Source organism: Paenibacillus sp. FSL R7-0048 (assembly GCF_038004505.1).
GTDB lineage: Bacteria > Bacillota > Bacilli > Paenibacillales > Paenibacillaceae > Paenibacillus_AQ > Paenibacillus_AQ odorifer.
In genome coordinates this window covers 4,508,914-4,522,229 of sequence record NZ_JBBORF010000001.1, presented here as the reverse complement: position 1 = coordinate 4,522,229, position 13,316 = coordinate 4,508,914, and the positions used below count along the sequence as shown (strand labels likewise).

General features: G+C 44.3%; 13 protein-coding genes. 11 read left to right on the top strand and 2 right to left on the bottom strand.

Features of this window, described 5'->3' with window-relative positions; all coding sequences use genetic code 11:
- Positions 1 to 143 precede the first annotated feature (143 nt).
- From NSQ91_RS20165 to NSQ91_RS20130, 8 genes are all read left to right on the top strand, one after another.
- Positions 144 to 2,075: an AraC family transcriptional regulator gene (locus tag NSQ91_RS20165; RefSeq protein WP_076304555.1), complete on the top strand. Its 1,932-nt coding sequence runs from the start codon at positions 144 to 146 to the stop codon at positions 2,073 to 2,075.
- Between the two features lie 410 nt (positions 2,076 to 2,485).
- Positions 2,486 to 3,058, top strand: a complete 573-nt coding sequence (locus NSQ91_RS20160) for a hypothetical protein (RefSeq protein WP_076304556.1) — start codon at positions 2,486 to 2,488, stop codon at positions 3,056 to 3,058.
- 68 nt (positions 3,059 to 3,126) lie between these two features.
- Positions 3,127 to 3,744, top strand: a complete 618-nt coding sequence (locus NSQ91_RS20155) for a hypothetical protein (RefSeq protein ID WP_076304557.1) — start codon at positions 3,127 to 3,129, stop codon at positions 3,742 to 3,744.
- Positions 3,745 to 3,924: 180 nt separating this feature from the next.
- Positions 3,925 to 4,674, top strand: coding sequence for a hypothetical protein (locus NSQ91_RS20150; protein ID WP_076190734.1), 750 nt, complete (start codon positions 3,925 to 3,927; stop codon positions 4,672 to 4,674).
- A gap of 37 nt (positions 4,675 to 4,711) precedes the next feature.
- Positions 4,712 to 5,278 (top strand): hypothetical protein, encoded by a 567-nt coding sequence (locus NSQ91_RS20145; RefSeq protein WP_076127226.1) that lies wholly within the window; start codon positions 4,712 to 4,714, stop codon positions 5,276 to 5,278.
- A 63-nt stretch (positions 5,279 to 5,341) separates the two neighbouring features.
- Positions 5,342 to 5,893: a DUF4303 domain-containing protein gene (locus NSQ91_RS20140; RefSeq protein ID WP_076278693.1), complete on the top strand. Its 552-nt coding sequence runs from the start codon at positions 5,342 to 5,344 to the stop codon at positions 5,891 to 5,893.
- Positions 5,894 to 5,954: 61 nt separating this feature from the next.
- Positions 5,955 to 7,349 carry a hypothetical protein gene (locus NSQ91_RS20135; protein WP_076304558.1) on the top strand — a complete coding sequence of 465 codons (1,395 nt, stop codon included), beginning with the start codon at positions 5,955 to 5,957 and terminating at the stop codon, positions 7,347 to 7,349.
- A gap of 34 nt (positions 7,350 to 7,383) precedes the next feature.
- The gene (locus NSQ91_RS20130) at positions 7,384 to 8,592 is read left to right on the top strand and encodes a hypothetical protein (RefSeq protein ID WP_076278691.1); all 1,209 of its coding nucleotides are present in this window, start codon (positions 7,384 to 7,386) and stop codon (positions 8,590 to 8,592) included.
- Between the two features lie 102 nt (positions 8,593 to 8,694).
- Here NSQ91_RS20130 and NSQ91_RS20125 read toward each other — a convergent pair whose 3' ends face one another.
- Entirely contained in the window at positions 8,695 to 9,168 is a 474-nt protein-coding gene (locus tag NSQ91_RS20125) for a hypothetical protein (RefSeq protein WP_076127219.1), read from the bottom strand.
- Positions 9,169 to 9,435: 267 nt separating this feature from the next.
- Here NSQ91_RS20125 and NSQ91_RS20120 point away from each other — a divergent pair, with 267 nt between their 5' ends.
- The 3 genes from NSQ91_RS20120 (at position 9,436) to NSQ91_RS20110 (ending at position 12,328) form a co-directional block, all read left to right on the top strand.
- Entirely contained in the window at positions 9,436 to 10,704 is a 1,269-nt protein-coding gene (locus NSQ91_RS20120; protein ID WP_076278690.1) for a hypothetical protein, read from the top strand.
- 289 nt (positions 10,705 to 10,993) lie between these two features.
- Complete coding sequence (locus NSQ91_RS20115; protein ID WP_405168412.1) at positions 10,994 to 11,599, top strand: YkoP family protein; 606 nt, start codon at positions 10,994 to 10,996, stop codon at positions 11,597 to 11,599.
- A 78-nt stretch (positions 11,600 to 11,677) separates the two neighbouring features.
- Entirely contained in the window at positions 11,678 to 12,328 is a 651-nt protein-coding gene (locus NSQ91_RS20110) for a polysaccharide deacetylase family protein (RefSeq protein WP_175618995.1), read from the top strand.
- A 20-nt stretch (positions 12,329 to 12,348) separates the two neighbouring features.
- Here the strand turns inward: NSQ91_RS20110 and NSQ91_RS20105 are convergent, their stop codons facing one another.
- Positions 12,349 to 13,188 carry an AraC family transcriptional regulator gene (locus NSQ91_RS20105; protein WP_076190747.1) on the bottom strand — a complete coding sequence of 280 codons (840 nt, stop codon included), beginning with the start codon at positions 13,186 to 13,188 and terminating at the stop codon, positions 12,349 to 12,351.
- Positions 13,189 to 13,316: the final 128 nt, after the last annotated feature.

Genomic DNA, 13,316 nt, shown 5'->3' with positions numbered 1-13,316 from the left:
CGTATGCCTCGCTATTCGCATCCTCGTCTCATTCGGCAACACCTTATTGACAGCGCTAGACGTATTCGTTATTGTGTTTAGAAACATGATTCAATTGAGAATGATTATCTCTTGAGAATTTAAAGGGAGTTTGCGAATCAGTTATGGATGTTCTGAAACTTATACAAATATGGAACCAGGTGATTATGAGTGTACTGGACGTACGGCTAAAGCAGGCCGGAATCGACAACGATTTGAATCAATACCGTTTGCCGGCAAGCGCATTTTTATTCGCTTTTCAAGGACAAGGCGAGTTGTGGGTTGACGATGAGGTATGGCTGTGCGATCGTTTCCATGTACTGCACGCCGGCAAAGGCTCTCTGGTGACGGTTCGGAGCCGAGAAGCGCTGAATGTATATATCGTACTCTACAAAGCGTTTCTCCCCGCTTCGGCCTCGTGCGAATTTCATATGATGATGGAGGAATCCGACCCGTTTCTGGAAAGCTGGGGGTTCCCGCCTGGCGAACCGCTGGCCATGCTTGAGCTGCTTCAAACGATACGCGACGGTTGGCTTAAATCTGACGACGGATTGACCCGGCTGTCGGCCAAGGGAGACTTTATCCGCTTCGTTCACGCTGTCCTGAGGGAGCGTCTGTTCGGAGCCGGCGAGCCATCTTTATCGGAGCAAGTTATTCGACATTTGTCCAGGAATTATCGCCAGTCGATCTCGTTTGAGGAGCTTGCTCGGCAATTGAATTACAGCCAACAATATATATCGCGAAAATTTAAAGAACAGACAGGGCTCAGTCCGCTGGACTACGTCATTCGTTTCCGAATGGAAGATGCGAAGGCTCTGCTGGCCGGCACGATAGCAACACAACAGGAAATAGCATCACATGTCGGTTATCCGGACCTCATTTATTTCAGCCGCATGTTCAAAAAGCATGCCGGCATGACGCCAGGTCAATATCGTAAACGATACGGCCAGTTCGTTTCAGATTATGCAAGGAATATGTCACAATCGTCCGTTGTTCTAAGCCGGTCATTAAGCTATCCTTTTTATGTGAGTGATATTGATTATCAATTTCAACAGGATGGGGCGAATAAAATGACTAGAGCAACCAGAAGTTTTTATGCAGTGATGCTGTTATGTTTGACCGTGATGTTAACAGCTTGTGGTGGGTCGGTGAACAACGGAGGTGCAACGAACAGCCAGGTTGCCGTCAGCGCTTCTCCAACCATGATTACTCAAGAGTCAGAGGTTTTGGCATCTTCTGAGATCAAGGTAGTCAAGACCGCTTTCGGCGATGTCGAAGTTCCTGCACACCCTCAGCGCGTAGCGGCAATTTCTTATCTCGGCACCGTACTTGCTCTGGAAGTCCAGCCGATCGCAGCCGAATCGTTCTTGATGTCGAGTCCTTATCTCGAGGGAATGCTGGACGTCGTGACGGATGTAGGCGACTCGTTAGAGAAGCTGCTGGAACTCAATCCGGATTTAATCATAACGCATAATCCACAGCCTGAGGTAGTCGAGAAATATCAGATGATCGCACCTACGGTATCGGTTCCTTACAATCAGTTTGTATCCATTCAGGAAGAAATGCTGTATTTTGGCGAGTTGCTGGATAGACGTGAGGAAGCGGAGAAATGGAACGAACAATTCGAGAAGGAAATTGCAGACATTCGGGAGAAAGTCCAACAAGCCGTTCCCGAAGGAGAGACGCTTTCGATTATGCAAGAGTACGATGGAAACGTGAGCCTTTTTGGTCCGAAATCGGGACGAGGCGGCCGGCTGATGTATGAAATAATGGGGCTGAAGCCGCCGACGACGGTTCCAGAATTTATGCTGAAGGAATCCTACTATGAATTTTCGCTGGAGAAACTTTCGGAGTACATGGGTGATTATTTGATTCTGACGACGGAAGCCAGCTTGGAATCGCTGCAGGCTGATCCAATCTGGGGGTCGCTAGAGCCGATTCGCAACAATCGGGTATTTTTATGGACGGAGAACCAATCCTGGTACCGCGACCCAATCGCCGTGAAAAGACAAATCAACGATTTGACCGACTGGATCATCGAGGCAGCGAGTCGGTAACTGCCTAGAGTAAGGATTGATCGAACGGTAATATAAAATCAGAACTTGCCGTTACAGCCAGCGCGCTGATCCTTACCATAAGTGACGACGAAAAAATTTTGTTTTGGAAAGATGAAGAGTGTTGTGGGGGTGCGGAATAGCTCGACAGAGGGTGTCCTAAACGTCATAAAATGGCAGAGGGATACCCTCCTTTTTTTAAGAGCGGAGTGGGGAAGGGACTAGAGATTGTGCTGAACGGTCAAGTTTATAATTCTTTTTGTGCAAAGGTTATTTCTAAAATCCAGGTGAAAAGTAGGTAGACTCAGGACAAGCGATCACTATAATGGAAATATGAGACATTCATAGAACCGATCAATAGGATATAAATAAGAATCCGGCTGATTAAAAAAGCGATTAGAGGAGGCCATTTCGTGGGAAGATCATTTGCAAATTTGCATATCAAGTCGAATAACCTTGAGAAGACTGTCGAAGCATTAAGAGAGCTAAGCGAAGCGCATGCCAAAGTATTAGGCAAGAAAAATCATGAAGCTCCAGAGAGCAAAGTTGTCATGTATGTAAGCAAAAGCAACGAAAACTGGATCAGCGTGCTCCACGATTATTTTGTATGGGGTACGGTGAAGAAGGCCGGTAAAACGTTGTCCCAGCTTACCGGGGAGCCAGTGATGACCGCCGGATATATGAATGAGGAAATATTCGAGTTGTCGTTGTTCGAGAATGGAGACATTCAAGCCGAAAAGATCTTTTGTGAGCAGTGGACGAGGGATGAATATGAACAACTCCGGGAAGAGCGTCTCAATGATGATTACCTGCGAAAAGCGTTGGATATCCGTAATGAGGATTTTGACGGCTTCATTGGCATTACGAGTCCGGGACAAGCCGTAGATAAGCTGTCAGAAATCGTAAGCATGTCTTTATGGAGTGACTGGGAGTGGATCCCGTACGAAGAAGCTCTCAAAAATCGATTTGTGAAATATGAATTTTGAAAATACACGAGTAAATGGCTAAGGACCTCTGAGATGACATTTTAATACATGGCGGTGAGCGAAAAGAAATGGATAAATTAAAGAACAGCGGATTTTATAAACTTAGATTCTTCATCAGGCCGGAAGAGTTTGAAAGCGTTTTGAAGCGTTTTGAACATAAGCAAGCGCAATTTCATCTAACCAATTATGCCCAGACAGAGCATGATCTGAAACAGGTGTATGAAGCATATCAGACCTTTTATCATTATTTTACGGCAGAGAAAAAAAGGAATGAGGGTCCCCCTTTCTTTGTTTATTCCATTTCTGTTACGTCTGATAATGAAAGCTCCGGATTTTTCGCGAGAAATGAGAGTGTCTATTTTCCATATTACGGACAATGGGCAGAGGATGAACTGCCGTGTATCTTGCTATCATTTCCTAAAGGCTTTCAAATAGATTTGGAAGATGAAAAAGGGAAGTATTATATCTATGAGGATATTCGGGATCATAAGCCGTTAACATATACGTTTTTCGATGAAATAACGGGTGCTATTAAAAAAATGACAAAGCCGCTTCGCTTCTCGGCGCATGATGCAGATGCTATGAAGGAGCAAAAGCCTTCTGTGCGTATAAGCCATGGTGCGATTCACGATTTGAGCAAATCGTGGATTTTCAATAAATATGGGCTTGTGATGGGTGGCAAATAGTTCAGGGCAAATTACACCGAGGCATTGGCCAAGCTGGAGAATTCAAAAATTGGGATTGATATGTTGCACTCTCTAAAATTTCAGTATTATCTTAGATAAAAAAGCTGCTCAACCTGCAATATTTTAAAGAATTCTCTTATCTGGAAGAGTTGCATGTTGGGGGCAGCAGGAGGAGTATTTATGTACATCGTATCTCGGCCAAAACCGCTGTCTGATGGTCAAAACCAAGCACTTGCAAAGGAAGACGCCACTGTTTATCCACCGGGCTACCTCCGTTTTTTGCGGCGATTCGGCGAAGGGACTTACAGAGGGTGGCTGAATGTTCAGTTTCCGGATGCGGAGGTGCTTAAACCTTTTGCAGAGTACGGATTATGGGAGCATGACGAGAATAGCCCCATTACTGAGCAACAGATCGGTGAGTGTATCGTTATAGGTACAACGGTGGACGGAGATTTTCTGGCAATACATCCCCAGACAGCTGGGCTGCTTTGGCTACCTCGGCATGCGGAGCACGTAAAGGCGATTTCCCTGCAAGCAGGGGAGCAGGAAGACGAAGGGTTGTACGCCTTGGTGCTGGACGAAATTTATCGTCAGGTGTATGGAATCAGTCAAGGGGAGAGCGTCTATTATGAACCGTGGACGGGCACTCGCAGCCATCGCTTTTTGCGTTTGCCACAAGGGCAGGACCAGCTTACGCTACCCGAACTGGCTGGATTGTGCCAACATGAATTTCCGCCGGATTTGTTTATTGAGAATGCCTATGTTTGTTTCCTGTTCTACCGGCAGCTGGGAGGCTATGTACGATTGAATTATGCCTACCAGCAAGAGGTGGCCATCTTCTATGAACAGGATATGGGGCAGGCGTTTGCCGTAATGGAGCAGTGGCTCTTGTCGAAAGGCTGCGAAGCGATTTCAGAAAATAACAGCTAATCTGGGGGCTCCATAAGTCTGGGAGAGGGAGGTATGCATGAAACTAGTTTTTACTTTGGATACACATGGAACGTGTGTGGGTCAATTGAGAGATGAACTGCTGCCCTTAGAGGAATTAGCAAATACATGGGAGTTTCCCTATGATATCTTTTTTGTGTTGCGTGTTTTACCTGAAGGTTATGGTCGAAAAACATCCAGACGGTTTGATAGCAGGGATCATACCCTCGAATTAGATATCAGCATAAGTTATGAACAGTACCAACGGATGTCCAAGCATGAGCAACGTGAGGGATTAGGTATTCACCTTTTTAACTATTTGTCAGAGTCAGTTGCTAAATATAATAAGCATGCAGTTAAGGAAAACCAAAATCAACTACTGGACCTAGTGAAAAAATGGATGCTCGAAAACAATTGGCTAAATGGAAAGTTAAATCAAGCACGGGACCTACTTTCGCAAGACATGGATCTTTATGAAGTCAGCCAGAAATTGCAGATGCCATTAGAAGAGATTGAGTATATCCTTCTCCGTATGAATGACTATGAGCCAACTGATGTTCATCCTGATAACCTTGTAGTAGAAAAAGCACCGCCATATCATTTCTAGAAGGCTGGAGCAAATAGAAGACATCCTGCCTGAACGGATCCACTAACGGAAAGGAGGAAGCAGATGCAAGAAATAGAGAGGCTGGCGATAGAGATCGCCGATGCTGCTAGAACGTCTTTTCGCGCTCTTTTTGAAAATGGCGAACGTTACTATTACTGTACCCTTTACACTACTGGTGAGGGACATGCGCCAAGTATCTCCGCCTGGTCGTGGGAAGCTTTGGAGTTAGAAGCAGCCAGGCAAGGCGTCGAAAGTGACACACCGGCATCGACGATTGCGGAACTTATCAAATGGTCTTATGCGGATTCGCCCTATTGTTGTTTCGGCGATGAGAACTTTGATAATGTTAAACAACGATTTACCGATCGTTCTTTCATTGCGGTTCTTGAGGATGACGAAGGGAATCGCGAGTTTGATTTGAGGCTGAAAGCCATGGAACTAGCGATGAAAATACTCGATGATGAAGGTGTGTTTGCCTTGAATCAACTGCGAGAGTCAGTATGCGTCCTTGTCGAAGTCATGCCTCCGGATGAGATCAATACTGAAATCGCCCTCCGTTTGAATCGGGCAGAATCTCCAGCTATGCAAGTATGGTTGGCGGAAGCGGCGGAGTAGAAGCCTCCGCTTTCGGAAATCGTCTACTATATTCGGATTTAAAATGAGAGGAAAATAATTTATGAGCAATCTTTTCAGATTCATTCCTATTAGCCAACTAGCAGATAAATTTCCCGAAGGATCTTGGTGGGCGAAGTTTTACCAAGATTTTAGTGACGAGCAACTTGCCGCTTACTATGAAGGGGATTTGACGCTGCCTTCTCTTAATCTAGATTGGGAGCAACCTTTCCCGCAACAAAAAGAGGTAATCATCATTTTTATAGAAGGAAATTTTACTGTAGACAATCTTTATAATAAAGAAACGGATGGTGCCATAGGGCTTTTGGTGACCGGTAATATGAGTGCGAAAAATATAGCTGTAGGCGGTCAGGAAATTTATGTTTCGGGCAACCTGATGATTGAGGAAATATTATGTGGCTCCTACAATCATGGGGAAACGATTGTTAAAGGTGATCTCAGCGCTGCGGTTTTGGTTCAGGATGACGAGTACAGTTTCAAAGTGGACGGACATAAATCGATCACCTGCTTAGTAAATGTGTGGGAGGGGGACGGCGTATTTCAGGAGCTTCCGGTAGACATTCATGAAGTGTTGATTGATGAAGTTTTTTTGGATATGGAAGAGGATGAGGAGGACTTTTCCTTTGGCACACTGGTGAACGTAATTAAAGAAGGCCGTTCTGCTCTAAAAAAAATAAAGGAATCCCCCACTAGCAAGAAAGCTATTCATTTATATTTCACCCATAACACAATCAATGAAGAAAATATATTGAAGTTGACGCAGTGTATTTTAATGCCAAGTGACAAGCCTTCTTTTAATTTTCGGGAGCAAGACGTTTTTTTCAAAGTTCAACTGGAGCATATTGATGCTGACGGGGATGAGCGGGATCTTAGCGTTTATATGAATGATAACCGGCATCACTATTATATTTGGCTGGAGCAAGATCATTCTGTCGGTTTGTTGAAGAGAACCATAGAAGAAGGGTCTGAGTGGGAGGACATTACAGAAGAGTCTCAGGAACAACTAGCAGAGATTAGCGATTGCTGGACGATGTTGCTGACCTGCGTTAATATGGCTGAGCTTTATCTACGAAACATTGAGGTACAGTATGTGCAAGACATTTTGCAACACACTGTAATTCGGGAATTATATTCGGAAGTGGAGGATAATGGCGGGTTCTGGGACGGCTCTAAATGTTACAGCTTCCGTCAAACGCATACGGACGAGGACGGAGACCTCCTACATGGTCGGATTGAAATCAGGACTCCAGATGAAGCGTATTATTTTTATACAGTGGACAATGGAACTTATGTTTCCCGGCATTATCAGCCGCCCGATCAATATGGCAAGCAGGACATGTCCTATTTGGATCTTAGGCGCTGGGAAGCATCAGAGCGGTATTTTACAAGATTCAAACAATTTATTACTGAGAAGATAGAGTCAGGTGTGAATGGTTAGATCTTGATATGCATTAGAGGAAAGGATGATAGAAATGCCAAATGATAGCCAAGCTGGTCCTTCAGCTGGTTCTGTTAGAGAAGTTGGTAGTTATCCTATCAACCTGACAGGTCCACGTAGTCATACTCTTGTCCTTAAGCCCGGTGTGGGCAGTCTATCCATGGGTCCGTCGCAATTGGGGAAAAAGGTTGACCTTCATGTCGCGTCTGATGCGCCTATCGATTGGACCGTATTCGATGTCTTTGCCACACCGGCTGGCTCTCCCTGGCCGCGATTTCTGCATTATACAGGCAGTGATTCAGGCTTCTTTGACTGGGCACAGAAACGTCCCATTGAAGAGATGACATGGACTCCGATCCTGTCTGCAGACACGGTGGCGGACGCCAGTCAGTCCAATTTGCATGGCTTGCATGTCGAGTTGGAACCATCCGGGAGGTCCCTTAGCCTAATACTTCCGAAGCAGCCTTTCCGCCTGAGTGTGTCCGGCGATCTATCACGCTTCTCGGCCACAGGCGATATGCCATCTTCTCTTACACTAGCACCGCGCACCGGCCGACGTAAGAATGATCCCCCTTTTTTGCTGCCCGATATGGGGGAGCTGCACCAGGTAACGAGTTTGACGCTACATAACGCACCGCTGGGACAGCCCATCTCGCTAGAGTGTCTAAACCGGTATCCAAACCTTAAATCACTGAGTTTGTGGGGAAACTTCTGCGACCTGAATTTATTAGCTCATCATACCCAGTTAACGAATCTGGAGCTGCGCTTCATGCCTGATCTGGGGGACTTGCCGACCTTGAACGCGTGGCCGTTGCTTGACAGATTCATCGCCTACAATGTCGAAGAAAGCGCTGGCAAGCGTATAAAAAAGCAAATGAAAACTCGCGCTGAAACCCGTCCTTGGACCGACCATGCTTCAGTGAGCCAATTACGAAAGCCAGAGTGGTGGACGACCGAGTTTGGCCGCCCATTCTCCTCCTGGGCTAAACGTCTAGCCAAGCTGGCTAATGAAGCTTACAACGTTGCACAGGTAACCTTGTCCGAAGCCCGTAGCTTTGCTGAAGCCGAGGCCGCCATTACCGCTTTCACCGTGCGCTTCAACAATCTTAAGGGCATCGAAACCACCGAACGAGAAGACCTTGGTGAAGCGGTATGGCAACTTAGCCAGTCTGACCACCTGATTGGCCAGCCTATCACAGAGGAGATGGCTCAACGCTGGTTCGATGCAGCGCGCGATTACTAAATGAATTGAAAGTCACACCCCTAGAATAGAAATCGGAATGACCCAGAGGTTTGTCCAATGTCTATTCTAAGGGGTGCACTTCACTATACTGACGGGGTTTTGTTATACGATCATCCCCATTTCTCGGAGTCTATCTTTAATTTTCTTTAAACGAGCTTCTTTTTCGGTGTCTTCAGTTAATACCTCTACAGATGTTTCGTTATACTTCTTAATGATCCTCTTTAAAGTTAATTCTTTCATTTCCTTTTTACTGTGGATGGTAACATGAGGGACAGCTGTATAGGTTTCTATAGTCTTGGGATCTGCAGAAATTCGTTCTAGTAAACTAAGTAGAAGCACCAGTCTTTGCTGGCCCAACCTCGGAACTTGGTATAGTTTTTTCCATGTGGAATTGAATAGATGTTCAAGATCTGTATATCCCTTCGAGTATAGAGCATTTATGAGGCCTGTTAAATTTGGACCCCGTTCTTCTGCATGCGCCACAGCAACAATACAAGCAATATTCTTAGAATAAAGATGCGCCGGAAGTGGAAAAAAATGTATTAATGCAGCATTTCCGTCGATGATGTCAATCATGATGATATACCTCCATTAAAATATGTGTTGACTATACACGTTTAGTATTCTGGCAAGGTCTGAGTCAGCAGGGTGAATTTTCCTGACTTGTCCAATCGATTGATACACTCTGCATTATTAAACCCCAAGCTACTGATCATTTTCTGAACACCAGCAAAACCCGTTACATAAGATCGTAGAATATGTAGCAGATATGATTCGCTGCGCTTCATAATCATTGCTAAGTAATGATATGATATAGGTATCAATTTTGTGGGGTGCACTGATATGGATTTCCGAATCAAAGAACTAGTTAATGCTACACAGCAAACCTATGGACTGGACAACTACTATTTACATACAAATGAAATTTATCGCGAAGTTACGATGCTGGGAGAAACCGACTATTTGCTTAGTATGGAATGGTTTCCTTCTCACATTAAGGAATGGAAGGAAGATTATAATCCGGAAGGAACTGCAGTCATTACGCTTGACTTGCTATCCAATAACTATAAAAGTGTTATTTTTGTTGGAGGGAAATCTTATGCAAATCGAACACCGTTCCAAAACATTGAATTAAACGGCGTTATTCAGTGGATGGAAGCTGAAGTAGGGCTTGAATATGGTAAACAATTCTACCTATTGAAGGAAGAAAGAGGAGAATATTATTTTGCCGAATGTATAGACGGTATACCTATCTCTCCCGGCGGGCGAATGGAGTTACGCTTCGATGGGGAAGGTAGGATTATTTTTTATAGTGTCTATGGCCAGTTTCCTTCCAGCTCCCTTGTGCAAAAAGAGGATTATTCTCTCACGCTTCAAGCGGTAGAGCTACTGGCTAAAAACCAACTACAGCTTATAGAATATCCAGTGTACGAGATGAAGCATCTCCTGCCGATCTATGGGATAGAAGAAATCTACATTACAAATGATGGAACAACCACAATTCCATTTGAGATGATATCAGGAACGAGAGCACGACTGAATATTGATCAAGTAATGCAGTGGGAGCAAGCGGACACTAAACAGTTCGCAAGGACGGAGATCCGTCTGCAAGAAGTGGTTACAATCGAACAGGCAATAGCACGTGAGCCGCATCCAGATTCATTTTCAATCACAGACATAGAACAAGCCCAATGTATAACCGCAGTCGAAATTGGTTTAAGCCAGCTCTATCCGGAAGAATCCGGACAATGGATATTGAAGACTTTACATCGGGAAAGAGGACATATTCAAGCGACATTGAGGAAGAATGTATCAAGTAATCGTATTTTTCAGCGTAAGCTCCTTCTGTTCATCGATACGAACAATTATAAGGTTATAAATTATATGGATAACAAGCTAATGCTCGATACGTTTGATGAATTCAAGAGTGAAGGGAAAATTGCTGTGAGCCATGACGAAGCTTATGACAAGCTCAAGGGATGGTTCGAATTAACACCCGTATATGTGTATGATCCTGGGCAGAAGAGGTATGTGCTGTGCGGAAAGCTGGATTGTGATTATGCCGTGAAGGCCACCAGCGGAGATGTGGTAGAGTTGGGTAGTTTGGAATGATAGTGAAACCAGATTGATTTAGTCAAAAAGATAACATCCGAAACTCATGTCCAAGAGACATGGGTTTTTCTTTATGTAGTTGGATTTTCTTGCAGAAGTTGTCTAATTTAAGACCTACTAAATTTTGTCCTTTTTTTAGGTCAGAAAGTTTTTTTAACTAGATGCCAAAAATTTAGATTTACACGCAGAGAAATTCCGGTGAATAGCGTCAAATAGAAGTAGACGTTAGGAAAAAAGAAAGTTTCGTTAGGTACAATGGATGAAATGAGAGACAATAACCGGTTTAAGGATGGTGAAAAAGTTGGGTTTCAAAATACGTAAAACCACGGTGCAGTCCGTCTGGATGATGTGGGAAAAAACTTTTGCGTTGCTTTCACATTTTCGCGGATCACATAAGTCACGCTTTGGTATATGTACCGTGATGCTAAAAAAGCACCGGGGACAGCCTATTGTATGCCAAGACGCCACGGTCATCAATCAGGGAGAGTGGGTGGGAGAACTCCACCTCGACAATGAAAGAATCCTGAAGTTGATCCGGTCCGAAGGATCGGATCGTGCCGCACTGCAAACGGCTCGCATGCTGCGCAAATCAATGCAGCAAATCAATGAAGCGTTCGAATCGCAGTCGGAGTTCAGGCAGGTCAAGGCTTTATTGGGGATTACACTGCTCCATCGGGGATTAACGCACGGTCTTGGTTTTGAACAACAAAATATAAAGTCCGGCGTTTTCGAACGCATCACCACCATCTATCTTCGATTGCTGCTGTCTGCCATGCATCCTGAAGGGAGACAAAGAATCAATCGGCGAACAGAGCAACTGGTCCCGATGTTACTGATCCATTCACGCGCCTCACTGAAAAATCGATTTTCACCCGGACAGAACTACTCTGGATAGGTCTTATGCTTGTTATAAGGAGGTGTAATCATACTTACATATCTGATAGGAGGAATACTATGTGCCGCTACTCTTTACATGTTTATTCCAAGTTTGATTACGCGAGTGAGCGGCTTTGGTGTTTTTCGCAAAGGAACGGTAGAAAAACAGGTGGCATTCACTTTTGATGATGGGCCACATCCGAAATATACGCCGGAATTGCTGGATTTATTGAAGTTACATCAAGTGAAGGCTACTTTTTTCGTGCTTGGATCGCGAGCGGAGCAGTATCCAGATCTGATCAGAAGGATGGATCGGGAAGGCCATCAGATTGGCATCCATAATTACTGCCATACCTCTAATTGGCTGATGCTGCCCAGTACAATTAGGCGAGAACATCTGGAACGCTCCGCTGATATTATAGAGTCTATTGTCGGAATCAGACCCAATCATTACCGTCCACCCTGGGGATTAATCAATCTATTTGATTTCTTTCGGCACAAGCAGTATCGAATTGTTCTATGGTCGCTGAAGGCGAGTGACTGGAACATCCGGGCCTGTCAAACCCGGATGCAGGCCATTTTATTAGGTGGAATCACCGATGGCTCCGTTGTTTTACTTCACGACAGCGGAGAGACTGCGGGCGCGGACCGGCATGCTCCTTATTTTATGCTGCAAGCTTTAGAAGAAGTGCTAAACCAACTACAGGCAAGAAACTTGCAATTTGTTAGGCTTGATGAAATGTCTTGACGTATTCCAGTGATTTGTTATTAAGACTTAAATTGTTTGCGGAAGCAGAGCGGCGAGATGCCCATTATTAATTTGAAGGTTCGTCCAAAGTGGGAAGTGTTATCGAACCCAACCATTCCCGCAATTTCAGTAACATTAAAAGAAGAGCCAACCAGCAAATCACGCGCTTTTTTAATGCGGATGTTATTGATATATTCAATGAAGCTGAACCCGGTGGATTCTTTAAAAGTACGGCAAAGGTAGGAAGAGCTTATTTCGAATTGCCGTGAAATCTCACAGAGCTTAAGCGGTTCCATATAATGTTGATTTACATAATTAACGATGTCCAGGACTTTCTTATGTGTACGATTGGATTCTACAAATGAAGCTACGCGGCTGTCAAATAGTTTACGATTAAGATAGAGAAGCAGCTCCACCAATAATATTTGTTGGTACTGTTCATATCCGCGGGCTTGCTTCTTCCCCTCCTGGATCATTTTCTGAAAAAGCTGTTCGATGAAATATTGATCCATCCCGGTCATCTTCAAAGCGCGGTAATCACTTTTGAACAATTCGAGCAGTTCCTCACATTGACTGCCGGTGCAGAAATGCTGCAGGAATTCTTTTTTAAACAGGAGTGTAACCCGTTCATACATATTGCAGCCGGAATTGACCAGTTTGTGCATTTCGTGAATATCCATAAATAGCAGTGTTCCGCCCGCAACCTGGTAAGTTCTGTCCCCTATAAAATAATAAAAATCCCCGGATATTAAATACAGAATCTCATATGCATCATGATAGTGTCTTGAAGGCATGCTGGTGTATACCTGTTTCTTGCGGCTGATGTCAAAAAGAGTAGACTCATAAAATACCGGTTTCATTCAGCACCTCCTAAGAGGATTGTAGACTTAATCTATGGTTTGTAGCAACATATGTATAAAAATTAATATTTACAAGAAAATACGTGCTGTTTGGACAAAGTTTTTGAGATAAGCTTAAATTGAATTAC